The organism is Desulfobacterium sp. N47, from assembly GCF_051233685.1.
Lineage (GTDB): Bacteria > Desulfobacterota > Desulfobacteria > Desulfobacterales > RPRI01 > RPRI01.
This window is the reverse complement of sequence record NZ_JBAMMY010000218.1, coordinates 1-25641: the sequence shown is the minus strand read 5'-3', so window position 1 is coordinate 25641 and position 25641 is coordinate 1. Positions and strand designations below refer to the sequence as shown.

Sequence of the window (25641 nt, the reverse complement as noted above, 5' to 3'; positions counted from 1 at the left end):
TTTGCTGTCTTTTACCGCTATCCCCTCCAAAACATCTTTGATATGCAATGCGTTGAAAGGATATTTCGCCGACGTTAACACTTAAATCGACACGGTGGTCGCCTTGCGGCAAATCTTGACCGACTTATTAAATCTCCTCATAATGGTATAATTTCAGAACAATAAGTCAAAATGACCATTCATCTTTTAAAGACCTTTGAAGAATATTTAATCCTGCTATAATTCACAGAAGATGATAATTCCAACAGCAGGATTACATTGAGTATTTCAAGGAAATATACATAATTTTCAGACTGACCAAGAATAACAATAAGAACGGAGCTGTCAATATAAATTAAGAATATTATGTTGATATAACCGTAAAATATTTATACAAATTTAAAAATACTTTTTTTTGCACGCCTGCTTCATCCTTTCTTCATATATGGCCTGCTATGCTGCTGATACAAACTAAAAAAACCGTACATTTTAAAAAAACATTTTATTCACATTTTAAAGGGTATTACGCTAAAGAGGTAAGTTCACTTGAATGCACCTGTTTTTTCAGAAACAAACATGTGGTTAGATAAAGAAAATACTTCAATCTATTTGTTATTAATTATTATTGCAGCCTCGTTTGTTCTTATATGTGAGCTTGGCGTGATGCCTCTTTGGGGTTCGGAGGGAAGATGGGCTTTGATCTGTCGGCATATGTATAGATCGGCAGAGATATTCCGCCCCCTTATCGGAGATTCTTTACATTGGGACAAGCCTCTTCTTTCATACTGGCTGGTACTGCCTTTTGCATATATAAACGGTGGGGTCACAGAGGCGATATTAAGGATTCCATCGGCGATTTCCGCAATCTTTTTATTGTACTACACGTATGATATCGCCAGCATGTGGTTTGGAAAACGAACCGCAGTTTTGTCGGCAGCTGTTCTTATGACATCTTACGGCTATATATTCTGGGCACGTAATGCCCAGGTTGAGATGCTCAACACATTTTTTATCCTTTTTTCAATCCGGTACTTTTTAAAACACAAATCAGATACAAAACACGCATGGATCTACATATTTGGGATTATCATGGCTATCGGTGCAAACATGAAAGGACTTCCCGCATATGGGGTTCCGGTATTTTCCATAATCATTTTGCTCATAGTGAAAAAGGAATGGCCACCCGCCCTGACTTTGCGCAGTTGTATTGCAACAGCGATATTATCTCTTGCCGTATATTTAGCCTTTCCGCTAGCTGCCTCGTATTTCACAAAATCATGGGACCCGCTGCAACTTGTATGGCATGAAAACGTTGTAAGATTTTTTGAGCCTTTCGATCATAAAGGGCCTGTCTGGACTTATTTTATAAGAATCTTCGATCTGGCTGCTCCATGGTCTTTACTTTTGCCGGCCGCGCTTATACATTTACTTGTAAAATACAAAAAGCAACCTGCTTCCGTAAAAGAGTTGTTAGCTTTGTTTGGAGGTATCTTTATTTTTTTCACTCTTTCCGGTTCCCGCAGATCATATTATCTTCTGCCGATTATACCTTTTGCCTCTATTCTTGCAGCGCATTTATTGATCAGCTTTTCCGAATCTTCACTTTCACGTTTTACTGACCGTTTTGTTAAGGGTTTCGGCTTCCTTATAGGCTTTATCCTGATTGCCCCGCTTATCGCACTTGTTATTTATCCCAGGGTGTTTCCAATAGCTGCAGTAAAGCTATGGCCTGTTATAATGGCCGTGGCTTTGCTTTCACCATGTATTATATATTTTACCAATAAAAGACAGGTCGGGAAAATGGCAGGGACAATGGTAGTAATAACTTTTATTTATACTTTTGGCATAATTCCTCTTTCCGAGCAATTGCCTAATTTAAGATCACAGGTAGCAGAGGTAAAATCTTCGGAAAGAGTGTGTGCTTTTTTACCCAAACAAATAGACCCTGTTTTGTACTATATGGATCAGCCCTGCCCGGTTCTTTCCGATGAAGCCGCAGCTTATGATTGGGCTGTGAAGAATAAAGGCATTGTAATAGCAAGTGATAAATTATCGGATAAAAGATGGCTGACTATAGTCAAATCTCGTAAATGGGATGCAGTAGCGGCAATTACCCCGGAGCAGGAAACGGATATACAAATCAATAAATAAGAAAACAGGCTGTACTGATAAAAGCCGGTTTTTATTTTAATATAAATCCTTAAAATATATACTGATTATCTATAATACTTTTAGAATAATAAAAACAAAACATAATAAGCGCTAAAAGAAAGGAAAAAGACATGAAGGCAGTTGTTCTGGCTTACCATAATATTGGTTGTGCAGGGATAGAAGCGCTATTAAAAAACGGCTTCGATATAAAAGCGGTATTTACCCATGAAGATGATCCCGGAGAAAACCTGTGGTTCAAATCTGTTGCTGAGCTTGCGGCAGCCAACGATATCCCGGTATATGCTCCGGATGATATCAATCATTTGTTATGGGTGGAAAAGATAAGAGAAATGGAGCCGGATATTTTGTTTTCATTTTATTACCGGAATATCGTGGACAAAAACATTCTTGATATTATGCCTTCCGGCGCTCTCAATCTGCACGGGTCGCTTCTTCCCCGTTATCGCGGGCGCTGTCCGGTTAACTGGGTACTTGTAAACGGAGAAAAGGAAACCGGCGTTACTCTTCATTATATGACTCCACAACCTGATGATGGTGACATAGTCGGACAAAAGCGGGTTGGTATTGATGATGAAGATACAGCCTTAAGCCTGCACAAAAAACTTGAAATGGCTACAGCAAGCCTGATGGACGAACTTTTACCGGCAATTATTGAAAAACGTTCCGAACGCATTCCCCAACAGCATTTGCTGGCTAGCTATTTTGGCGGACGTAAACCTGAAGACGGTGAAATCAACTGGAATCAAAATGCCACCGATGTTCGTAACCTTGTACGCGCAGTAACCAGGCCATATCCCGGAGCCTTTTCCTATATAGGTAACCGCAAAACCTTTTTCTGGCAGGTCAGTTTGGCACAAACAACCGAAGAAGCGAGCCCGGGCACGGTGCTTTCCGCAAATCCTCTTAAGATTGCCTGTGGTAATGGTGCTGTGCAAGTAATGTTTGGACAGCCTGAAGACGGTATTTATATGAGCGGCCGTCAGCTTGCCGAAGAACTCAATCTGGCAAAGGGGATGAAGTTTAACGGACGGGTGGAAATACTTCTGGAGCAGCAACGCAAAAAAACCGTTCTTATTCTCGGAGTAAACGGTTTTATTGGTAACCATCTCAGTGAACGGCTGCTTGATAGCGGGCGCTACGAAGTATACGGTATGGATCTTTCAACCAGTGCAATAAACCGTTTGCTTGAAAGGCCCGGTTTTCATTTTAAGGAAGGCGACATAGGAATCATGCATGAGTGGATAGAATATCATGTCCGCAAATGCGATATTATACTGCCGCTTGTTGCTATTGCCACACCCATAGAGTACGTGCGAAATCCTTTGCGGGTATTTGAACTCGATTTTGAGGAAAACCTTCGTATTGTCCGTTACTGTGTCAAATACAAAAAAAAGCTCATCTTCCCTTCAACTTCTGAAGTTTACGGCATGTGCACTGACTCTGAGTTTGACGAGCAGCGTTCAAATTTCGTCCTTGGCCCCATACATAAACAACGCTGGATATATTCGTGCGGCAAACAAATGCTCGATCGGGTAATCTGGGCATATGGTGCAACCAATGGTTTGAACTTCACTTTGATTCGCCCCTTCAACTGGTTAGGGCCAAGGCTTGACACTCTCGCCTCAGCCCGAATCGGCAGCTCCCGTGTAATAACCCAGTTTATTCTCAATCTGGTGGAAGGCAGACCAATTCGTCTGGTGGACGGCGGCTGCCAGAAACGCTGCTTTACTGATGTTAAAGACGGCATTGATTGCTTATTTAAAATTATTGAGGATAAAAACAATAACAGCAATGGCCGGATTTTTAATATCGGAAATCCGGATAACGAAAAGAGCATGGCTGAACTTGCAGAAATTTTAATTGAAAAATTTTCCGCTCATCCGCTTAGAAAACATTTTCCGCCTTTAGCCGGTATCCGCAGAATCGAGGCCCGTTCATTTTACGGCGAGGGTTACCAGGATGTTGAACACAGGCGTCCTTCCATACGTCAGGCTAAAACATTGCTCGGATGGGAGCCTGTAGTGTCATTCGCCCAGTCTGTTGAAGAAACACTGGATTTCTTTCTTACGGATCTGGTTGGAGAAACGGGACAGATTAAATAATTGCTGGTGAATTTGGTTAATGCGGAAATTAAAACATGCTGAATATTTCTGACAATCCCGAAGAAGGCTACTCATGGTTAAGGCTGGCCGCCGTTTTATTTATTTTTCTGATTGCCTGTATCTGGGCGCAGCCTTTCCGTGATATCGGCCCTGAAACCCGTAATGCCCTTATGGCCCGGGAAATGATAGAAGGCGGAATAAGCCTTATCCCAAAAGCGCTTGGACGTCCTTATCCGGATTATCCGCCTCTTTACTTCTGGCTTGAAACTCTTTTTTCAATCCCTCAGGGCCATATCAGCACCTTAAGTGCAGTACTTCCCAGCGCCCTTTCCGCTGTCGGAATTCTGGCGCTTACATTTTTCTTTGGGAGTACTATCAGCTTACGCACAGGCTGGTTTTCAGTATTGATTCTTGCCACCATCCCGAAATTCTGGCTTGAGGCAGGAAGCGTCACAATTGATATGCTTCTTGCTTTTCATACTACTGCAACCATTCTTTGTCTATATTTTAAAGATCATGAACACCGTTTTAAATATAAAATTGCATACACTGCGGGCGCGGGCCTTTTTCTGGTGTTTGCTTTTCTCACTAAAGGTCCTATAGGAATAGTTCTTCCGGCAATATCATGGGGCGGATATCTTCTCTGGGAGAGACGCTGGAAGAATTTTTTTTCATTTACCTTGTTTATGGCCTCTGTTGGGCTTTTGTGCATAGCAATTGAATTGTTTATTGTTTACTCTACCGGTGGCAGACAACTGGTAGATGATGTTATCAAGATGCAGGTTACCAGCAGATTAACGGATAAAGCCAATAAACCGTTTTATTATTATCTTAAATGCATGCTGGAAATGGGCAATATCTGGTGGCTTGTTGTTATTTCAGGATTAACCTGTTCCGGTGCCGCAAAATCTGAAAAAAGTATATTTTCCCGCTTTTACAAAATAGTAACGGCGCACCGTGCAAACCGCCTGGCAATTGTATGGTTTTTGGGAACACTTGCTATTTTTACAATCGCAACCTCAAAACATTCCCGATATCTTTTGCCCCTCTATCCGGCTGCGGCTGTTGTTTTTGCTTCCTTATTAGAAAACATTTTTAAAAATGGCCCCATTTTATATGAAAACATCTGGCAAAATATCATAAACGTTTTAACCGGAATAATATTGCTGGCCGGTTTGCTTTTTCCCTTTTTATATAAACAATCGGTTTTTGTTCCTCTTTCATTCGTTTTTATCTGGTTTGCAGCAGGAATAGCAATGTGGCTATATATCAAAACAAGAATAAAAGAAAAAGATCGCCTTATCGCCCTGATACTGCTTTTTCTTATGGCAGGGCTTTCCGGGGCAAATCTATTAGTAATCCCGGCTTTTTCACGCATGGCTTCAGGACGGGCATTTGTGGAAGCTGCCGAATCAAAAGTTGATTCTAAACTTCCCATGGTTATTTACGGGATAAATCCTGATGGTGACGGCGTTAAATTTGCTCTGTACAGCAAACACAAACCTTCTGAGCTTCATTTTATAAATACTGCCGAAGAATTAAATTCAATAGAAAAGCCCTGCCTTCTTATCTCACGGCTTGATAATAAAACTGAACTCAAGAGTATTTTGCCTGAAAATAATTGCGATAAGATGGCGGAAGGTAAAATCTACTCAAAGCAATTTATTGCCTGTCTGCTTGATTCAGGAAAAGTAAAATAGGCAAGCTATGGCCAAAGAAATAAAGAAATATACTTTAGCACTGATTGGCTTATACCTTTTATGCTATATATTGCCGCTTGGATACAGGGATCTGGTAATTCCGGACGAAACACGCTACGCCGAGATTGCCAGAGAAATGATTGCAGGCAGAGACTGGATAGTTCCCCACCTTAACGGCCTGCGATATTTTGAAAAGCCTGTTTTAGGCTACTGGGCGCATGCCGCCTCTATTATGCTTTTTGGAGAAAACAATTTTGCCGTTCGTTTTCCTTCAGCTCTTGCTGCAGGGTTATCGGCCTTTTTGATTTATTTGCTGGTACATAAAGTTTACCGAAAAGAGGATAATAAAAATAACCCTCTGCCTGTTCTTGCAACGCTTATCTTTCTTACCACTTTTGAAGTATTAGGCATTGGTAACACGGCTGTACTCGACAGTATATTTTCTTTCTTTCTGACCGCTTCCATAGCCTTATTTTTTATTGCATCCGAAGCTACCTGCAAATCTGCAAAAGAAAAGCAGTTTTTACTTTTATCCGGGATATTCTGCGGCCTTGCATTTCTTACCAAGGGCTTTCTCGCCTTTGCCATTCCCGTGATAGTGATAACACCATATTTTATCTGGCAGAAGCGTTATAAAGATTTGCTGCGCATGAGCCTGATTCCTCTTGTTTCCGCCACAATTGTATCTTTGCCGTGGAGCATTGCCATTTACTCAAAAGAACCCGATTTTTGGCGGTACTTTATCTGGAATGAACATATCCGCCGATTTATGGATAAAAGCGCACAGCATAGTTCAGCATTTTGGGTTTTCCTGCTTATTTCACCGGCCACAATACTGCCCTGGACATTTTTAACTCCGGCTGCGATGAGGGGAATAAAAATGCATATCAAAGACCTTGATACAGCCACCGGACGTCTTGCGCGGTTTTGTGTTTGCTGGCTTGTGTTGCCGTTTTTGTTCTTTTCCGCTTCAAAAGGCAAACTAATAACTTATATTCTTCCCTGCTTCCCTCCTTTTGCCGTTCTTTTGGCGTTCGGACTTTCTGAAATTCCTGAAAAAGTGAAAAGCAGGTCATTTAAACTCGGAGTTATTTTTGCCGGTTCTTTATTCCTGCTGATACTTCTTGCTTTTACCTTTCTTCAGCTTTTCGGGTACCATGGTTTCCATCCTTACAGCCAGTCACGGAAAGTACTGATGGTTATAAATAGTTTACTTTTTTTTATTCTCTTCTGTGGTCTTTGTCTTAAAAGCCAAAACAGCAGATCCGGAGTTTTTCTATTTGTAATTGCACCACTTCTTTTATTTTTTTCCGCTCATTTTGTTGTCCCTGATTTGACTGTAGAAAAGAAAATGCCCGGCGTTCTTCTTGAACGAAATAAGCAGGATATAGGACAGGATACTGTGCTTTTATCCGATTCAAGTACTGTCAGCGCTTTATGCTGGTATCTGAAGCGAAACGATGTTTACCTGGTTGAAAGCGCCGGTGAACTTGATTATGGAATTAAATATACTGATTCAACAAAAAGAATGACTGATATCGAATCAACAGCCAGCCTGATAAATAAAAACCCTGGTAATGTTGTTCTGATATCCAAAATTAAAAACATCCGCAGATGGAAAGACCGGCTTCCCGAACCTGTTTATCGGGATGATAACGGCTCCGAAGGTTATATGTTATGGCGGTATTAAAATATTATAGCCGACCTTCTCTCCGCTTGCTTTATCAATAAATACTGCCGAATCATGAACAATGTGCAGATAACATTGCTGATAAAATATATCACTCGAGTTTGTTAATTTTGTAGGAGAAGATTTCTTTTATAGCATTTTTAATAATATTCCGATTGCAGCTTATTCCGATTTATTGGGTGAGGTGCGTATGCGAACCGCAGAAAATTGACTCATTGCTTCGAGGACGTCCCAGTAATACTATAAATTGCATGCAGGCGGACAAGGTTTACGGCTTCGTGGGATTTATCTCTTTGGGGCTGCACAAGTTTCATGTAAACGAATATGCCGCCGTTGGCGAAAGGGAGATTCCGATTCTGCGGTTCGCATACGCACCCTCACCCAAACGGAACAGATTTATGACAATTGCTATAGCGTTTTCTCTTGTCTGAAATGTTTTCCAACCCGCCTGAATCAGGGAGAATGATGTCAGAACATACCAAATACAGTTTATTAATTTTAATAGCAGGAATCATTTGTTTCAGTTCATTTCTTCCAAATGACTATCTTGGGCTTGATGACCGGTATGCAGTTTTCGCGCAGGAAATGCTTCGTAACGGGCCGACATTTTTCCCGACTTCATATGGAAAACCATATCCCGATTATCCCGCTACTACTACTTTAATGACTTACTTTGCATCGCTTCCCGGAGGCAGGGTTACACCATTTACTGCAACCATTCCAACTGCCATAGCATCAGCTTTGATTCTGATGCTCATTTTTCGTATAGGGGCTATCCATTCATTGCGATGGGGACTTGCCGGAGTTGGTTTTCTGCTTCTTACCAAAACGTTTATAAGCCTGTCACGCTGTGTTTCTCCGGATCAGTTTGTAAGCATGTTCACAGCATTAGGATTTTATATTATCTACAGTGCTGATATGTCAGGAAATAATAGGCGCCTTTTTTGGATACCGTTTGTCTTTGCCGGTGGTTTTTTGGTTCGTGGACCCATTGGGCTTATAATTCCTGCAGCAGTAGTCTGCACGTACTGTCTTATGGATAAAAAACTAAAATTATTTTCCACCATGGCTTTGTCTGCAGTACTGTCTATGGTTTTATGCAGTGCCGGACTTCTTTCAGCTGCAAAATACCAGGGCGGTGATGCATTTATGAATGATGTTATACAGATGCAGGTCATGGGCAGGCTATATGAAAAAGGCCACGGAATTTTATATTATTTTTCGGAAAGTTTTTATAAGTACGCAATATGCTATCCTGCTGCCATCATTACTATAATTATCTTCTGGAATAAAATATGGAAACGTGAAGAGTCTGAATACAGGCTTTTGGCAAAACTTATAATATGGGCGTTTATTGTATTAATAGGCATGTCAATTGTTTCAGCTAAAAAAGAAAGATATATCCTGGCTGCCATGCCTGCATTGGCGCTTATCTCAGGCTGGTTGATAAACGGGGAAAAGGATGAAGTCAGAGCATTTAAGCTGAAACAGGCTTTCCTCCGGCTTTGTAAATTCATTCCGGCTTTAGCGTGTATATGTGTGGTAGCTATTGGATATTTTAATTTATTAAACACGGAAATTAATTGGCATGTGGCTTCAATGTTAACCGGTATTTTAGCCATAGGAGTATGGGTAGCAGATAAACATCTGAAAAGTGAAATAAATGAGATTTTAAAAATGGGAGCCGGTGTATTAACGTTATTAATATTGATAATTAACATTTCAGAACCTTATGCTTGTGCCATTGAAGAAAGCAGGCCATTTGTGGAAAAAGTAATATCAATGCAGGAAAAGAGACCAGGCCGTATAGTATTATATCAACTAGTACGAGACGGTGAAGCGCTTAAATTTCTCGCAATATATGAAAAACCTGTTTATCCGCAATTCATCGATAAGGCGGAAGAAATAACCTCATGCCGACCCGGATCATATATCATAGTTGCTGAGAAGGCTTTTAAACAACTGCCTGAGAAAGTAAAAACCTTCATGACAATAGCATACAAAGGCAAACTAGACGGAGATGAATATTTAGTATTATTAAGAAAATTACGAGAATAAGAAGATCGATAATGATTGCGATGACGGCGAAGAACATGAACGAGCACGAAGAAGGATGAAAAATGTAGTTATAAAAGTGTGCGAAGAAATTTTACCCTTGCTATCACAATGGAGGCAAAAATGATTACTGTAGAAAATCTGGTCAAGCTATACGGCGGCTATACCGCTCTGGATGGGCTGATGTTCAGTGTAGATGACGGCGATATCTTCGGCTTTCTCGGGCCGAACGGAGCGGGCAAGACCACGACGATCCGCATTTTGACGGGCATCCTCAAAGCGGATTCCGGGAAGGTCATCATAGGCGGTCACGATGTGTTTGAGGATCGGATGGCGGCGAAGAAAATCATGAATGCCCTTCCGGAATCAAACGGTTACTACGAATGGATGACCGCCTGCGAATATCTGCGGTTCTTTTCCAGGCTTTATGGCGAGTTGATTTCAAAAGATCATATTTATCCCCTGCTGGCTGATGTGGGGCTGAAGGGAAAGGAGGGCGATCTCGTCCGCACATTTTCCCGCGGAATGAAGCAGAGGCTCGGCATAGCCAGGGCGATTGTAAACAGGCCGAAGCTTCTGATCCTTGACGAACCTACCAATGGGCTTGACCCCATCGGCAGAAGGGATATTCACGATTTGCTGATAGAACTCAACAAGATACATGGTACAACCATATTCCTCTCCACACATCTGCTGGACGATGTTGAGAGGCTCTGCAACCGGATCGCCATCATCAATTACGGGAAGATCGTCAAGATGGCCGATGTCAAAGAGATGAAGGGAAAGATCGAGGACATCTTCTTTCTTTCCACCGGGAAGGAGGTTCTATGAAAACGGCATATATCATGCAAAAAGAGATCCGGGAGAGCATCCTGACTGCGAAGGGTTTCTCCTGGTATATCATCACCTCGGTTATTCTGAGCATCCTGAGCTATCTGTTTCTGACCAACGGGGAACTCAGCCTCCTCGACCAGGGACAGATGATTTATATGCTGATGAATTTCATCGCGGCACTTGGCGTTTTGATGGGTATCGTGGCTGGAGCGGACGCTTTTGCGGGTGAAATGGAAAGAGGAACGATAGAGGCGCTCTTACTGAGTCCTCTGAACAAAACCGAAATTGCAATGGGGAAGTTGGGCGCCGTACTGATCAACTGGGCTATCATCTTCGCCATTTCACTACCCTATCTGCTGATCGTAGGCAAGGTGGAGCAGAACACACTGACCGGCATTCTCTATTTCGTGGTCCTTGGGACCCTCCTCTCCCTGATCTTCTCAGCCTTTTCCATGGGACTTTCGGCAAGGATCAAATCCATGAAAAACACGCTTATCATCTCCTTTATGATCTTCCTTCTGGCTGGAACGCCCATCTTCCTTTCCGCGGCTCAGAGAATGACATGGTTCGGAATGATCCTTGATTTCATCAACCCTTTTGCTGCTGCGATCAACACCTTCGACAGCGTCGTAATCGACAGTCAGGGCTTTGGCTATCAGATCATGCGGATTGCCGTCATCTGTTTTTATACCCTGCTGTCGTTGTGGTTTTTAAAAAGAAGCATCAACAAGCTTGAAATATGAGGTAAGAAGATGAGGAAAACTATCATCATTGCAACAGTGCTGCTGGCCATAACTGTGTATTGCAGACCCGCTTCTGCAAACGACCCTATAACTGCATCAATCAAACCGCCGTCGATTCAGGCGAACATGGGCGACCGAATCATCTATACCGGAACGATCACTAATAACACGGACAAGCCCATCACCAACGTCATTGCCTATATCTCGCTGGCGAATGTTACGCAGGATAAGGAAGCGCCGATGGACCTTGAGGACTGGAACGCCAATAAGGCAATCAAAATAGACTCAATCCCGCCGCGCGGGAACTACATGGGGCAGTGGCCGATGAGGCTGATAGATTCCGGAAGCTATGTGGCCTACATCACGGTTGTTGACAAGAACATCGCGACGCCAATCAGCAGCACGATGTCGCCTCTGGAGATCAAAAGGCTCATCAGGTTGAATCCCCATAACATCCTGCCTGTGGCAATCGGCGAGCCGATCCTCATAGGCGCTGTTTTCATATTCATTACCTTCAAAAGGAAAAAGAGATAAACTTGGGCCATGCCCCCATCATTTAATGCAGGATATACTATGATACATAAAATAAAAGACCGAAAGATACGGTGCCTCTTTTTTATTATTCTCGTCGCCCTTCAGGGATGCGCCATCTATCATCCACAACCCATTGATAAACGGAACGTCAGCGAGAGTCTGAAAGCCCCGGATCAGTATCTCCTCAGAATTCAGGCAAGGGAACTGAAACATCCGTTTTTGAAACCGGTCGATATGGATCCGAACAAGGGTCTTACACCTGAAGGGGCGGCCGTCATCGCCGTCCTGGCTAATCCGGCGCTAAAGGCCGCCCGGGATAAAAGGGGCATAGCTGCAGCTCAGCTTTTACAGGCCGGCATCCTCCCCAACCCGCAGTTATCGTATAACCTCGATTTTCCTACGGGGGGAAATACACAGGGCACCGTAAACGCCTTTGGACTGAACCTGTCGTGGAATCTGATGTCTCTCGTTGTGAGAAGATCACAGGTTGATGCGGGCCGGGCCGAAGCGAACTCAGTCGACCTTGATATTGCCTGGCAGGAATGGCAAATAGCTCTTGCCGCAAGAATGCATGTTTATAATCTGATATTTCTGAAGGAACTGATAGCAACTGCGCAAAACCAGGAAGATGTTCTCAAGGAAAATCTTGCGACAACGCAGATGGCCTTCGATTCGGGCGATGTGACCGAGGTTGATCTATCGGCCGCCCAAGCTGCTCTCGATAAGGCTCACAACACAGTGCTGATCGCCAGGCAACAGTATGAACAGGAAAGACTATCGCTCAACCAATCAATCGGGCTTCCCACCGGAGCAACAGGTTTCTCTCCGTACCGGTCTTGAATTGCCCTTAATTAAGCATATCCCGTCTCTTGAAAAGACGATGGAAGGAGTACAGGAGAGAAGGCTCGATCTCGTAGCACTGAGGTTCGGCTATCAAAGTCAGGAGGCTCGTCTCAGAACCGCCATCCTCAGTCAATTTCCTTCCCTTGACCTCGGTACTTGCACACTCCAGGGACACAGGCAATGTCGGCACAACAGGCTTCAGTATAGGCCTGGCTATCCCCTTGTTCAACAGGAATCAGGGTCAGATCGCCATAGAAAAGGCAACACGAACCCAGCTTTTCGATGAATATTCGGCGCGTCTTTTTGAAGCCCGATCCACCATAGCTGCAGCCATCGCAGATATAAGGTCGATCAAGGAGCAGATTGGTGCGGCGGAAAAATTCATACCGGTAATAAGAAAGCTTGTTGACACGTACCGTATTGCCCTGCTTGAGGGTCACGCCGATGTTATCACTTACTATAATTCTCTCAACGAGCTTTTTACTAAACAGATGGATCTCCTGACATTGAAAAAGGATCTGTGCAACCGCGCAATCGCTTTGGAAATAGCATCAGGACAATTTATCATAAATGTTGATACGAAAGGAACACCGCAATGAAACACCCGATTGTAATCGGTCTGGCTGCGGGAGCGATCCTGCTTTTTGCCGGGATAGGATACATAGTTTTCAAGCACCCAAGTGATTCGGTTACCGGACAGCCTCCGGTCACTTCCATTAAGGAAGAAACGCCGGTTGCACACGTCAAGACGGAGCTTCTTAAAAATGGAACCATTGATGAGATCATTCTCGCCTACGGAAACGTAATCCCGGCCCCGGGTGCCCAGACCACAATATCCGTGCCTTTTGAGAGCCGCATCATACGTCTCATGGTAAATGAAGGGCAGGAGGTCTCCCAAAACGACCCCCTGCTGGAACTCGGACCTAGCCCGGATACCCATATGAAGCTCAAACAGGCCCAGGGAACCTATAATGCGGCTAACCAAGCTCTGAAGAATATGGAGAGGAAATTCCAGCTCAGACTCGCCACAAATGACCAGCTTCTACAGACGCAACAGATATTGGAACAAGCCCGGCTGACAATTGACAGCATGAAGAGTCAGGATATCGGCGGCCAGAAGGAATTAAAAGCCGAAGTTGATGGTTTGGTCAGCAAGGTATCGGTAAATGAGGGCGCATTGGTTCCGGCAGGCGCTCCTCTCCTGCAACTGGTTCCCCGAAACCGGCTCGAGATGAGATTAGGGGTGGAGCTGGAGGATATTGATAATATCCACGAGGGCATGCCTGTAGACCTGTCGCGGGCACCGAAACAGACTGGCATCGTTTCCGGCAAGGTACGTAAGGTATCACAATCGGTCAACTCCTCTACGCATCTCGTAGATGTTTTTATCTCCATTCCTCCCGGTTCGGCTTTCCTTTTGGGTCAGTATGTTTCAGGCCGAATTGTCGTAGGTTCGGTCAAAGGCCTTATCGTACCAAGAAACGCAGTCTTACCCGAAGGGGATCATTTTGTTCTTTTCGTCGTGAGAAGCGGCAGAGCTGTGAAAAAGGATGTACGGTTACTCGCCGAAAACTCCCGCGAGGCGGTCATTAAGGAAGACAGCCTACGACCGGGAGATGAGGTGGTTACAGTCGGTAATTATGAGTTAAAAGACAACATGTCAATCGTTGGAGAACCTATCAAATGAACGTATCAGAATGGATGGCAAGCCATCGCAAATCGATCCTTTTTCTTTTAGCTGTTCTTATTGTTGCGGGCGCTCTCAGCAGCTTGCGTACGCCGGCTTCTCTTTTCCCTCACATTGATTTTCCCAGGGTAAGAATCGAGCTTGACGCAGGAGATCGGCCTGCAGACCGGATGGGCGTTGAAGTGACCTGGCCGGTCGAGGAAGCGGTCCGCTCCGTCCCCGGAGTTCGAACCATCCGATCGACCACGAGCAGAGGCAGCGCTGAGATTTTGGTCAATTTCGACTGGGGACAGGACATGGTGGCCGCCGCTTTGCAAGTGCAATCAGCCGTCAGCCAGATCGCAGGCACCCTGCCCAAAGGCACCACATTCAACGTCCGCAGAATGGACCCCACGGTTTTTCCGGTTCTCGCCTATAGCCTTTCCTCAGACGTGAAGTCACCAGTCAGCCTTCGGGATACGGCCATCTATCAGCTCCGTCCCCGTTTGTCGACAGTCACGGGTGTCGCAACTGTCGAGGTCCAGGGTGGAGATACTGAGGAGTACCATATTACTGTCGATCCGCTTAAACTGGCGTCTTACGGCATGTCACTCGATGATGTATCAAAAGCTCTCTCCGCCTCGAATGTGATCGAAGCGGTCGGCAGACTAGAAGATCACTACAAGCTCTACCTTGTTATTTCCGACACAAGACTCCTTACACTTGACGAGATCGGTGAGACGGTGCTAAGGTCGGGAGACAACGGAGTGGTTACACTAAACGACATCGCGACAATAAGCAAGGGCGCCATACCGCAATGGACAAAGATCACGGCGGATGGTCACGATGCGGTTCTTTTCCAGGTCTACCAGCAGCCCGGTGGGAACACCGTCAGTATAGCCCAGGAACTTAAGGCGAAACTTGACACATTCCGGAAACAACTTGCGGCAGACATCAAGATAGGGAACTGGTACGATCAAAGCGAGCTTATCATATCTTCCGTGTCGAGTGTAAGAGATGCCATTCTCATCGGCATCGTTCTGGCCGCCCTTATTTTACTGGTATTTTTGCGAAGTTTCAGGATCACCCTCATCGTCATCATCACCGTGCCTGCCCCGTTCTGGCCGCAACAGTTATGCTCCTGTATGTGCTTCATATGAGCTTTAACATAATGACTCTTGGGGGGATGGCAGCGGCCGTTGGCCTTATCATAGATGATACGGTAGTTATGGTTGAGCACATAATTCGCCGCCACAGAGATGATACTCTACAAGGCGTGGGCAAGAGCATTGCGGCGGCCCGGCAACTCTCAAAGTCACTCATAGGCTCTTCCGCATCGACCATCGTAGTCTTTGCTCCTCTTGCCTTCCTCTCAGGAGTTACCGGCGCCTTCTTCAAGGCCCTTTCTCTCACTATGGCCCTTAGTCTCATCATTTCTTTCTTCGTAGCTCGGCTTGCCGTGCCTTTACTGGCGGATCACTTTCTCCGGCGTGAAGAAGAAACGGGGGAAAAAGAGGGCCGGCTCAGCACATGGTTACGGTCGTCCTATGAAAAACTTATGGCAAGGGCGCTTAATAAGCGCTTCTATGTGCTTACCGCTCTTCTTATTCTGGTTGCTGCGGGCTGGTTCAGCTACAAGCATATCAGTTCAGGCTTTATGCCGCCCATGGACGAAGGCGGTTTTATTTTAGACTACTGGGCTCCTCCCGGAACTTCGCTCACCGAATCGGACCGTCTTCTGAGGCAGGTTGAAACAATACTTCAGGCTACTCCGGAGGTGAAAACATATTCCCGCCGCACAGGCATTCAGCTTGGCGGCGGAATCACCGAGACAAACCAGGGGGATTTTTTTATCAAGCTCAAACCATTTCCCAGACGTCCTATCGAACAGGTGATGGACAACGTAAGAACGAGGGTCGAACATTCCGTACCGGGACTGCAGATAGAACTTATACAGTTGATGGAGGACCTGATCGGAGACCTGGCCGGAACGCCTCAACCCGTAGAAGTCAAGTTATATTCCGATGATGAGAGTCTTCTCAAGCGTTTGGGTCCGGCTGTAGCCGGCACCATCAAGAGAATCCCCGGAGTTGTGGATGTAAAAGACGGTATCCTCATCGCCGGGGATGCCCTTGATATCAGGGTAAATAGGGTAAAAGCATCCCACGAAGGTGTCGATCCGGACATGGTAACACGGATGGCAATGGATTATCTGACCGGCACGGTGACTACCCAGATTCAAAAAGACCCGAAGATGATAGGCGTTCGGGTCATGATTCCTCCCAAAATGAGAGCGACTGCAAATGAAATTGGGAATTTGCAGCTATGCGCGCCCGACGGACATTATTTTCCTGTCAAACGGGTCGCCACCCTTACCTTTATTACCGGACAGCCCGAGATTACCAGGGAGGACATGAAACGTATGATCGCGGTAACCGGCCGTATCAGCGGCCGTGATTTGGGTTCGGTAATAAAAGATGTCAAATCGGCGCTCAACCGGCCCGGGCTTCTGCCACCGGATCTCTATTACAGCCTTGGCGGTCTGTACGAACAGCAGCAAACCGCCTTTGCCGGCCTCATCGCCGTGTTTGGCGCCGCTGTCCTTCTTGTGTTTCTCCTTCTCCTCTTTTTATACGAAAGATTCTCCATAGCCCTTGCGATAATCTTCACTACCCTCCTGTCTGTTGCCGCCGTGTTCATTGGCCTTGCAGTTACCTCAACGGAGCTTAATATCTCTTCCATGATGGGCATGACGATGATAATAGGCATCGTTACCGAAACTGCCATTTTTTATGTGTCCGAATACGATGAAATCAGAACTGACGGAAAACTTAAGCACGGGGATTTGATACTTGCAGGCGCTAACCGGATGCGTCCCATAATTATGACCACCCTTGCCACAATCCTTGCACTAGCGCCCCTTGCCTTTGCTATAGGACAGGGATCAGCCATGCAACAGCCGCTTGCTATTGCGATCATTTCCGGGCTTGCCATCCAGTTGCCGCTTGTTTTGATCGTGCTTCCCGTTCTTTTGACACTGGGCCGCAAGAGATAATCAAGCAAACCAATATTATAGCATTTGTCACAAATCTGTTCCGTTTGGGCATAAGTATCCACAACAAATTAGAACAAAGCAATCGGAATATTATTATGGCAAACGCTATAATACTTCCGCAAGGATACCATAATGCAATGGGGTATCCGGATCTTCCGGATACCCCATTTATATCATAATAAGTTTTTATTATAAATATATCTAGAAAAGACCGCTTACTTTTCCTGTGTCTGTATCAACATCAATTCTTCTGAATGCCGGATTTGAGCTTGTTCCGGGCATGAGGCTGATGGTTCCTGCACAGGGACACAGGAATTTAGCACCTGAATAAATCAAAACGTCCCGGATCGGAAGTGTCCAGCCCTTTGGAACACCCTTTAGTGTCGGTTCATGGGTAAGGCTTAAATGAGTCTTAACCATCATAGTTGAAAAGTCAGCATATTTGGGATCGCTTTCAAGCATTTTGGCTTTTGTTTCTGCTTCGGGACTCCATGATACGCCGTCTGCTCCGTATACTTCTTTTGCTATAAGGGCAACTCTGTCACGAAGCTTCATCTCGAGAGGATAAAGGAATTTGAATTTATTATCTTCATTACATGCATCAATTACAGCATCAGCAAGCTCAAGAGCACCTTCTCCGCCCTTTTCCCAATGTCTGGATTCGGCGCAACGTGCGCCGGCTGCCTCAGCCACTTTCTTAACAAGGGCCACTTCCGCATCCGTATCGGTATAGAACCTGTTTATACAAACAACCGGGTTTATGCCGGCTTTCCGGATTACGTTTATCATGTGAACCATATTTGCGGTGCCTTTTTCAACCAGGCCGAGATTTTCCTTGGTATATGCTTCATCCAGCGCTTTTCCTGCAACAACCCTGGGTCCGCCGCCATGCATCTTGAGTGCGCGGATTGTGGAGGTAAGCACTGATACGTGGGGTTTCAAACCGCTGTTACGGCATTTTACGTTCCAGAATTTCTCAAATCCGATATCTGCTGCAAAACCGCTTTCTGTAACATGATAATCAAACATTTTAAGACCAATGCGGTCTGCGATGATGGATGACTGCCCTACAGCTATATTTGCAAACGGTCCGGCGTGAATCATACAGGGTTGATATTCGGCTGTACTTAAAAGTGTGGGGTTAATTGTGTTTCTCATAAAAGCGGTCATGGCGCCACCGACTTCAAGGTCTCCTGTTGTAACCGGTTTGCCGCTCTTGTCGAAAGCAACCGTAATTTCATCAAGGCGTTTTCTCAAATCGGCAAGATCCTTTACTATTGCAAGGATAGCCATGCATTCGGAACCGACAGCGATTCCAAACTTGGATTGCATTGTAAAACCATCTGTTCTTCCGCCAAGGCCGATGATGATGTTTCTTAAAGCCTGTGCACAGAAATCAATTATCCATCCCATTTCAACACGAGTCGGATCCACATCAAGACGGCGCATTTTGGTAAGTCTTGCCAATTGTTCGTCATTATAATTTCTTTCATGCTGCATACGTGCTGTCAATGCAACCATGGCAAGATTATGGGCGTTCATAATGTCATTGATATCGCCTGTAAGCCCCAAAGAAAACTCTGTCATGGGAATAATAAGTGCGTTACCGCCGCCTGCAGCTGTTCCCTTGACATTCATGGTTGGTCCGCCTGAAGGTTGTCTCAAAGCTCCGCCAACGCTTTTTCCGCGCATGCCGAGGCCTTCCATGAGGCCTACAGAGGTCGTGCTTTTGCCTTCACCAAGCGGTGTGGGGGTAATGGCAGTAACTTCAATATATTTGCCATCTTCATTTTTCTCAAGGCGGTTCATTATTTTAAGAAAATCAAGCTTTGCGAGCCTGCCCATAGGTAGAATTTCATCGGGCATAAGGCCAAGTTTCTCTCTCCATTTTTCCGGCGATGGCATGTTGACTTCCGCTGCTTCGGAAATCTGCCAGTCAGCCATTTTTACCGCATCATAAGCCATCTTTTAAATTCTCCTTAATTTTTTAATAGTTTCATGTGCTGGAACTGATTTATCCAGTTCCTGTTATATTGCCTGCATTTGCTTCAATTTAAAAATGGATATCAATAATTGATATCTTGGTAAAAAATCAAAATGACTTTCTACCCGGCAGAAGAGGGCTTCTCATTTCCCGCCGCTTGAAGTAATTTGAAGCGATTCCATCCTAAGTCCAGGCCAAAACTTATTTTATCCAGGCCTGTTTGCGGACTATTACTTGTTTATCAATATTGCTGAATAATAATTGATTTTAGCTGGTTGTAAAATTTTACAAACAGCCTTGAAATTCAAAATGTCTTCCAATTATCATGGACTATTTATGTTGGCAAGAATTATGTGTTTTAAAAAACAAAAACCATAAACATTCTGTAATAATCGGGCTATGTGGTTTTAAAAATTACTGAGCGGGTTGACTTAAAATAAGATTCTGGTATATTCCCGTTGGGTATGATATTCTAACTATTCTGAGTTTGAAAGAAATAATTAGCAGATCTTTATTTCACAAATATTGTTATAACAGGAAAATCTGTTCAAAAAAATAGGTGGTTTATTTTATTCGGCCAGTTTCTTAAATCTTTGTTTAAAAAAAACAGAATGACTTTTTATAAGCAGAGGGACTTTTTAATTAAACCGTCAAAAATTCTATAGGAAAATATATGCACAAGGTAATTTTTTATCCTCATAATATAACCATATCAGCAGAAAATGATGACAACTTACTTAGGCTTGCGATGGATGCTGGCGTACACATCAATGCTTCATGCGGGGGTGAGGGAGTTTGCGGTAAGTGCCGGGTTATGATTGAGGAAGGGGAAGTAGAAGGAGGAATTACTGAAAAGCTCAGTGCTGATGATATTAAAAAAGGTTACCGTCAGGCTTGTATCTCAAAAGTAAAAAGCGATCTTAAAATAAGGATTCCGGTTGAATCTTCTATAGATGCAAGCGTGCTTAATATGCAGCCGACTCCGAGACGCACAGCCCATATCAGGGAAATGAATTTTGATGAACTGAAGGAAAAAGGTTTATTTATTCCGCCTGTTGAAAAGAGGTATCTTGAACTTCCGGAACCAACCGCCCAGGATAATCTTCCTGATGTTTCGCGGCTGGTAAGCTATTTAAAAGCAAATTATGACGAACATCGTCTTGTTGTGGATTTGCCGGTAATAAGAAAAATATCCGATATTTTAAGAAAAGGCGGTTTCAACATAACTGCCACTCTGGCGCGTCCTGTACATGAAGGCAGGAAAACACATATCATTAATATAAAGGAAGGTGACACCACAAAACAGAATTATGCCATTGCAATGGATATAGGAACCACGACAGTATATGGCCAGCTGATTGATATAGTAAGCGGTGATGTGCTTGCCCAACACGGAGATTTCAACGGCCAGATAAGCTATGGGGAAGATGTTATAAGCAGAATTGTTTATTCGGAAAAACCAGGCGGGCTGGAAAAGCTGCATGATGTAATTATAAAAACCGTGAATACCATTATTGGAAAAATCGTGAAAAAGGCCGGCATTGACCCTGATGAAATTTCGGCAATAACCTTTGCAGGTAATACCACCATGACTCAACTTTTGCTCAAAGTTAATTCGCGTTATATTCGCCGGTCTCCATATGTTCCTGCCGCTACGCTTTATCCGCCGATAAAAGCCGCTTTTCTCGGAATTGAGCTTGGCGATCATGTGAATGCTCTCGTTTATCCGCAAATTTCAAGTTATGTCGGGGGAGATATTGTAGCAGGAGTTATGGGTTCGGGAATCTATCGTTCGGAAGAGCTGACACTTTACATGGACATAGGAACAAATGCGGAAATAGTGATAGGCAATAAAGACTGGCTTGCATGCGCTGCCTGTTCGGCAGGTCCTGCATTTGAGGGAGGCGGAGTCAAGTTCGGAATGCGTGCCACAAAAGGAGCTATCGAGGATTTTTCAATCGATCCTTTAACATTTGAACCTATGAATATAACTATAGGAAATGTAAGTCCCAAAGGGATTTGCGGCTCCGGTCTTATAATTATGGTTGCATCTTTGTTTGAAACAGGAGTTATCAATAACCTCGGAAAATTTAACAGAGATCTTAACACCCCCAGAATTCGTGATACAGACGGGGTTTATGAATATGTGCTTGCATGGGCCAATGAAACACAAATTGAGAGGGATATAGTTCTCACTGAACCGGATATTGACAATCTTATACGTGCAAAAGGCGCCATATATAGCGGTTGTATGACGCTTCTTGAGGAAGTCGGTCTTACTGTAAACGATCTGCAGCGCATTATTTTAGCCGGAGGATTCGGAAGTTATGTCGATCTTGAAAAATCCATAACTATCGGATTGCTGCCTGAAATAGATCTTGAAAAGATCACGTTTATCGGGAACGGTTCATTGCTTGGAGCAAAAATGAGCTGTCTCACAAACCGTGTGAGAAGGGATGTTGTTGAAGTAACAAAGAAGATGACAAATTTTGAACTTTCTGAAACGCCATCTTATATGGATAATTATATTGCTGCTCTCTTTCTTCCGCATACCGACTTGAATAAATTTCCTAAAGTTAAAGCCCGTTTTGATGCAAGAAATAAAAGATCCGGGTAGCTTTTTGCCTTACAGAAACTATTCCTCCGAAGCGTTCCGGCATGCCTCATCAAGACGGATTTCAATGTACCGTATAAGTACTTCGTCCCGTTCTTCAATATCGAAACATACGGCATCCTCACCAAGCAGACCTTCAGGAACAAAATCGCCTTTTTCTTCAGGATCTGTTATCATTTCACCATAAAAGCATACGGAAAGCCAACGCGGGGTATCTTCAATCACATCGACCATGACAAAAAGCCCCTTTTTTTTCTGAGCTGCATGAGTGGCCCTGAGAGAATATGTAAGACCGGGCCTGGGTATGAATTCAAGTGTGACCCCCTCCTTTTTTCCGATGTAATCTCTGAAATGCAGAAACACCTCCTTGTTTTTTTCCGGCGTTTCTTTCCATCCTTCAATAAAAGCATTCATTTCCAAATCTGTTCCTTTTCCCATTTTTAACTCCTTATTTGATCTTTAATATTTTCAAGAAGGTTCGGATTTACCAACTGACAAAACAAGCGAGCCAGTTTCAAAACGTCCCATTTTGGCCGATCTCTGCATTGGGTAAAAATTTTGCACGCAGTGAAGCATAGCGCTATCCTCGGAATACTCCATGTATTCCTGTGGTTAAAATTTTCACCCGCCTTGACCTTGACCAAACTGAAACGTTTTGAAAGTGGCTCAAGTTAATCATCTGTTAAATTAACATGCAATATTTAAATTACAATTGTCTTTGGCGGCGCTGCTTTTTAACACATGTTAAATTTTTAACATATTTGATATTAATTTTTGAATACAAGTTTAAGACAAAATTGAAGAAAATAATCTATATAACTATGTTTATAGGGAAATAAACATGTAATTTTGTAACGGCATGTTATTTGCTTGTTTAATTTTTTTTAGATAAAACTTTGTTTAAAACTTATATGTTATATGTTCCTGTTATATTTATCCCGATAGATAATCAATATATTTTGGGGCCATATATATGGAATATTATTTTTTGGAGACCGAACTGAAAGTGTTAATATGAGCTCCCTGAAACCGGACAAAATTAAATATTTCTTTTCCGGATGTACAAAAAAGGTATCTGATATGAAAGCACAGTCTCATCACATTGTGGATTTGAGAAACGCTGTCATCCCTTTGATTCTGTTGAAAATAAGTGTGGAATTTAGTGAGCTTAAGGATGGTGAAATCATGGAGATATTGGTAGATGATCCTGATATTAAAAGAGATATACTCAAAATACTGCCTCCTTTATCCCATAAATTGTTAGCGCTAAATGATGAGGGGACTTTTTATCGGGTATGCCTGCTCAAACAGAGCTATATAAAGAAACAATTGAATAAATAAGGAGAAATTATTTATGGAAAAAACAGATGTAGCAATAATTGGTGGCTCAGCAGCGGGTTTGATGGCCGCTATAACGGTGAAAAAATATTATCCGGATAAAAAGGTAACTATGATTCGCAATGTAAAAAAAACGCCGGTTCCATGTGGTATTCCCTATATATATGGGGTATTGAAGGACGTGGAGAAAGATATCATTCCTGATCAGGGTTTTCTTGATAAAGGAATTGATATCTTAAAGCTTGAAGTAGAATCAGTAGAAAGGGAACAGAAAACAATCCGTTTTACAGACAATACGGCGCTCGCCTATGATAAGTTAATCCTGGGTGTTGGTTCCAAACCCTTTATGCCCCCTATGCCGGGCACATACCTGAAGAATGTCTTTGCGGTCAGCAAGGACCCTGAATACCTGCAACAACTTTTTATTGCTCTTCAGGGTGCAAAAAAAGTGGTTGTTATCGGCGGAGGATTCATTGGGGTGGAAATGGCCGAGCAGGTCGCCAAAATGGGAGGCGCCGTTATCCAGGACCGCATTTGCAGTACGGAGAAAAGCGGATCTTCAATCAATGTTACAATTGTTGAGATGCTGCCTCACTGCCTGATGCTGGCTTGCGAGGAGGAATACTGTGTTGAGGCGGAAAATGAATTGGGAAAACTGGGAATCCGCGTCATGACCGGCAGCCAGGTAGAAAGTATTGAAGGAAATAGCAAGGTTTCCGGGGTTAAGCTAAGTAATGGAGAAACTTTGCCTGCCGATCTTGTTATCATCGGCATTGGCGCTATACCAAATATCGAGCTTGCAAAAAAGATGGGTTTGAAGGCGGACCCGCGGTCGGGCATCACTGTAAATGAATATCTGCAGACAGAAGATCCTGATGTCTATGCTGCCGGCGATTGTGCTTCAAAATTTTCGTTAATTACCGGAAAACCCAGCGGCATTCGCCTGGCATCGGTAGCTTGCTCTGAGGCAATGATAGCAGCAAGCAATCTGTTTAACCCCGTCCGGAAAACAAATGGCGCGCTTGGAGCTTTTGCCACAACTGTCGGCAACCGGAGCATTGCAGCAGCCGGTTTGACTACAAAAGCAGCAGCAGACGAAGGAATTGAAGTAATTATAGGAGAGGCTGTAGCTGCAAACCGTCATCCCGGCGGAATACCCGGATGTATAGGCAACATGAAGGCCAAGCTTTTATTCAGAAAAGACAATGGAAAAGTTATTGGCGGACACATCAGTGGCGGAGAAGCGGCGGCCGATATGGTTAATATTGTTGCTGTAGCCATCCAAAGTGGTTTAACTGCGCAGGAACTCGCGACAATGCAATATGCCACACATCCGTTACTGACAGCATCGCCGCTTTTTTATCATATCATGCTGGCGGCAGAAAACGCAGCTTTTGAAATGGCGAAATAATATAAGGATTGAGGAGGGAATTATATGGCTTACAAACCGGAAGTAGATACTGAAAAATGTGTTGGATGCGGCGAATGCGTTAATGTTTGTCCTGTGGATGTTTACGAACTTCAGGAGGAGAAGGCGGTTGTTGTCAATGAGGAGGAATGCATCGGCTGTGAAAGCTGTGTGGAAGTATGCGAACAAGGTGCCATTACCGTCACCGAAATATAGAATTTATATTCCTTAAAGAGAGGAAAGAAAATGACATTGCGGATAGCAACCTTGTGCGATAATACTGCCGAACGCGGGGGGTTTTAGGAGAATGGGGTCTAAGCATTTTAGTGGAAACCGAAGATGCAAAAATTCTTCTGGATACCGGAAACGGTTCATCACTCATCCATAACGCCGGATTGCTTGACATTGATCTGGGTAAAATTGATAAGATTGTCCTGAGTCACGGGCATTTTGACCATACCGGAGGGCTGCGTGACCTGTTGCGAAGGATGAACAAAAATATACAGGTTATTTTGCCCACCCGGATATCTGGCAGGCAAAGTTTGCGCGTCGCCAGGGAGAAAAGGGGAAGAACTGGAGAGACTGGGGGCTGATTTTCTGCTTTCCTCCCGGCCGGTTAATGTTGCGGAAAACGTGATGACCACTGGAGAGGTGCCGATGAATACCGGTTTTGAGGAGATAGATGCCGGCCTCTATGTTAAAGAAGGTTTGACATGGAAACCTGATGCTATTATGGATGATCAGGCGCTTATAGTAAAGACAACGCGCGGACTTGTAATTATTTGGTTCCTCGCTATTTCATGTGGGTAACCTGAATTCGAGTTTGCCACCAATGAGGTAGATCATGGTGATCAGGTTTTTGATGGTCCTGTATCCCCTGGCCTTGGCTTTAGCTGCTTGGATAAGGCTGTTGATTCCCTCAAG

At 44.0% G+C, this 25641-nt stretch carries 22 protein-coding genes; 19 read left to right on the top strand and 3 right to left on the bottom strand.

The features are described from left to right. Positions 1–525: 525 nt before the first annotated feature. The 13 genes from VXK47_RS14295 to VXK47_RS14235 all read left to right on the top strand — a co-directional run bounded on the left by VXK47_RS14295 (position 526) and on the right by VXK47_RS14235 (position 17373). Entirely contained in the window at positions 526–2130 is a 1605-nt protein-coding gene (locus tag VXK47_RS14295) for an ArnT family glycosyltransferase (RefSeq protein ID WP_435549464.1), read from the top strand. Between the two features lie 131 nt (positions 2131–2261). After that, a complete protein-coding gene (gene arnA / locus VXK47_RS14290; protein ID WP_435549463.1) occupies positions 2262–4253 on the top strand; it encodes a bifunctional UDP-4-amino-4-deoxy-L-arabinose formyltransferase/UDP-glucuronic acid oxidase ArnA in 1992 nt (663 codons plus the stop codon). A gap of 35 nt (positions 4254–4288) precedes the next feature. Next, a complete protein-coding gene (locus VXK47_RS14285; protein WP_435549462.1) occupies positions 4289–5953 on the top strand; it encodes an ArnT family glycosyltransferase in 1665 nt (554 codons plus the stop codon). Between the two features lie 7 nt (positions 5954–5960). Further along, positions 5961–7643, top strand: a complete 1683-nt coding sequence (locus tag VXK47_RS14280) for a phospholipid carrier-dependent glycosyltransferase (RefSeq protein WP_435549461.1) — start codon at positions 5961–5963, stop codon at positions 7641–7643. A gap of 462 nt (positions 7644–8105) precedes the next feature. Then, positions 8106–9701: an ArnT family glycosyltransferase gene (locus VXK47_RS14275; RefSeq protein ID WP_435549460.1), complete on the top strand. Its 1596-nt coding sequence runs from the start codon at positions 8106–8108 to the stop codon at positions 9699–9701. Positions 9702–9821: 120 nt separating this feature from the next. Beyond that, complete coding sequence (locus VXK47_RS14270) at positions 9822–10529, top strand: ABC transporter ATP-binding protein (RefSeq protein WP_435549459.1); 708 nt, start codon at positions 9822–9824, stop codon at positions 10527–10529. Then, complete coding sequence (locus VXK47_RS14265; protein ID WP_435549458.1) at positions 10526–11275, top strand: ABC transporter permease; 750 nt, start codon at positions 10526–10528, stop codon at positions 11273–11275. Before VXK47_RS14270 ends, VXK47_RS14265 begins: the two co-directional genes overlap by 4 nt. Positions 11276–11284: 9 nt before the next feature. Beyond that, positions 11285–11809: a hypothetical protein gene (locus VXK47_RS14260; RefSeq protein ID WP_435549457.1), complete on the top strand. Its 525-nt coding sequence runs from the start codon at positions 11285–11287 to the stop codon at positions 11807–11809. Positions 11810–11818: 9 nt separating this feature from the next. Then, on the top strand, positions 11819–12649 hold the full coding sequence (locus tag VXK47_RS14255; RefSeq protein ID WP_435549456.1) for a TolC family protein: 831 nt from the start codon (positions 11819–11821) through the stop codon (positions 12647–12649). Between the two features lie 146 nt (positions 12650–12795). Then, positions 12796–13251 carry a TolC family protein gene (locus VXK47_RS14250; RefSeq protein ID WP_435549455.1) on the top strand — a complete coding sequence of 152 codons (456 nt, stop codon included), beginning with the start codon at positions 12796–12798 and terminating at the stop codon, positions 13249–13251. Next, positions 13248–14339: an efflux RND transporter periplasmic adaptor subunit gene (locus VXK47_RS14245; RefSeq protein WP_435549454.1), complete on the top strand. Its 1092-nt coding sequence runs from the start codon at positions 13248–13250 to the stop codon at positions 14337–14339. The genes VXK47_RS14250 and VXK47_RS14245 overlap by 4 nt, the downstream gene beginning before the upstream one ends. Further along, positions 14336–15478 carry an efflux RND transporter permease subunit gene (locus tag VXK47_RS14240; RefSeq protein WP_435549453.1) on the top strand — a complete coding sequence of 381 codons (1143 nt, stop codon included), beginning with the start codon at positions 14336–14338 and terminating at the stop codon, positions 15476–15478. The genes VXK47_RS14245 and VXK47_RS14240 overlap by 4 nt, the downstream gene beginning before the upstream one ends. Continuing rightward, a complete protein-coding gene (locus VXK47_RS14235; protein ID WP_435549452.1) occupies positions 15475–17373 on the top strand; it encodes an efflux RND transporter permease subunit in 1899 nt (632 codons plus the stop codon). The genes VXK47_RS14240 and VXK47_RS14235 overlap by 4 nt, the downstream gene beginning before the upstream one ends. 201 nt (positions 17374–17574) lie before the next feature. Here the strand turns inward: VXK47_RS14235 and VXK47_RS14230 are convergent, their stop codons facing one another. Next, positions 17575–19338 (bottom strand): formate--tetrahydrofolate ligase, encoded by a 1764-nt coding sequence (locus VXK47_RS14230; RefSeq protein WP_435549451.1) that lies wholly within the window; start codon positions 19336–19338, stop codon positions 17575–17577. A gap of 692 nt (positions 19339–20030) precedes the next feature. Here VXK47_RS14230 and VXK47_RS14225 point away from each other — a divergent pair. Further along, a complete protein-coding gene (locus VXK47_RS14225) occupies positions 20031–21974 on the top strand; it encodes an ASKHA domain-containing protein (RefSeq protein WP_435549450.1) in 1944 nt (647 codons plus the stop codon). An 18-nt stretch (positions 21975–21992) separates the two neighbouring features. On the opposite strand, the gene VXK47_RS14220 is transcribed toward VXK47_RS14225, so the two are convergent. Then, complete coding sequence (locus VXK47_RS14220; RefSeq protein WP_435549449.1) at positions 21993–22409, bottom strand: hypothetical protein; 417 nt, start codon at positions 22407–22409, stop codon at positions 21993–21995. Positions 22410–23051: 642 nt separating this feature from the next. Here VXK47_RS14220 and VXK47_RS14215 point away from each other — a divergent pair. From VXK47_RS14215 to VXK47_RS14195, 5 genes are all read left to right on the top strand, one after another. Next, positions 23052–23312 carry a sulfurtransferase TusA family protein gene (locus VXK47_RS14215; RefSeq protein WP_435549448.1) on the top strand — a complete coding sequence of 87 codons (261 nt, stop codon included), beginning with the start codon at positions 23052–23054 and terminating at the stop codon, positions 23310–23312. A 13-nt stretch (positions 23313–23325) separates the two neighbouring features. Next, positions 23326–24720 carry an FAD-dependent oxidoreductase gene (locus VXK47_RS14210; protein WP_435549447.1) on the top strand — a complete coding sequence of 465 codons (1395 nt, stop codon included), beginning with the start codon at positions 23326–23328 and terminating at the stop codon, positions 24718–24720. A gap of 24 nt (positions 24721–24744) precedes the next feature. Then, the gene (locus tag VXK47_RS14205; protein ID WP_435549446.1) at positions 24745–24933 is read left to right on the top strand and encodes a ferredoxin; all 189 of its coding nucleotides are present in this window, start codon (positions 24745–24747) and stop codon (positions 24931–24933) included. 110 nt (positions 24934–25043) lie between these two features. Continuing rightward, entirely contained in the window at positions 25044–25310 is a 267-nt protein-coding gene (locus VXK47_RS14200) for an MBL fold metallo-hydrolase (RefSeq protein ID WP_435549445.1), read from the top strand. A 43-nt stretch (positions 25311–25353) separates the two neighbouring features. Next, on the top strand, positions 25354–25527 hold the full coding sequence (locus VXK47_RS14195) for a hypothetical protein (RefSeq protein ID WP_435549444.1): 174 nt from the start codon (positions 25354–25356) through the stop codon (positions 25525–25527). Here VXK47_RS14195 and VXK47_RS14190 read toward each other — a convergent pair. Beyond that, a partial coding sequence (locus tag VXK47_RS14190; RefSeq protein WP_435549465.1) for a transposase occupies positions 25516–25641 on the bottom strand: 126 nt, incomplete at its 5' end. The genes VXK47_RS14195 and VXK47_RS14190 overlap by 12 nt on opposite strands.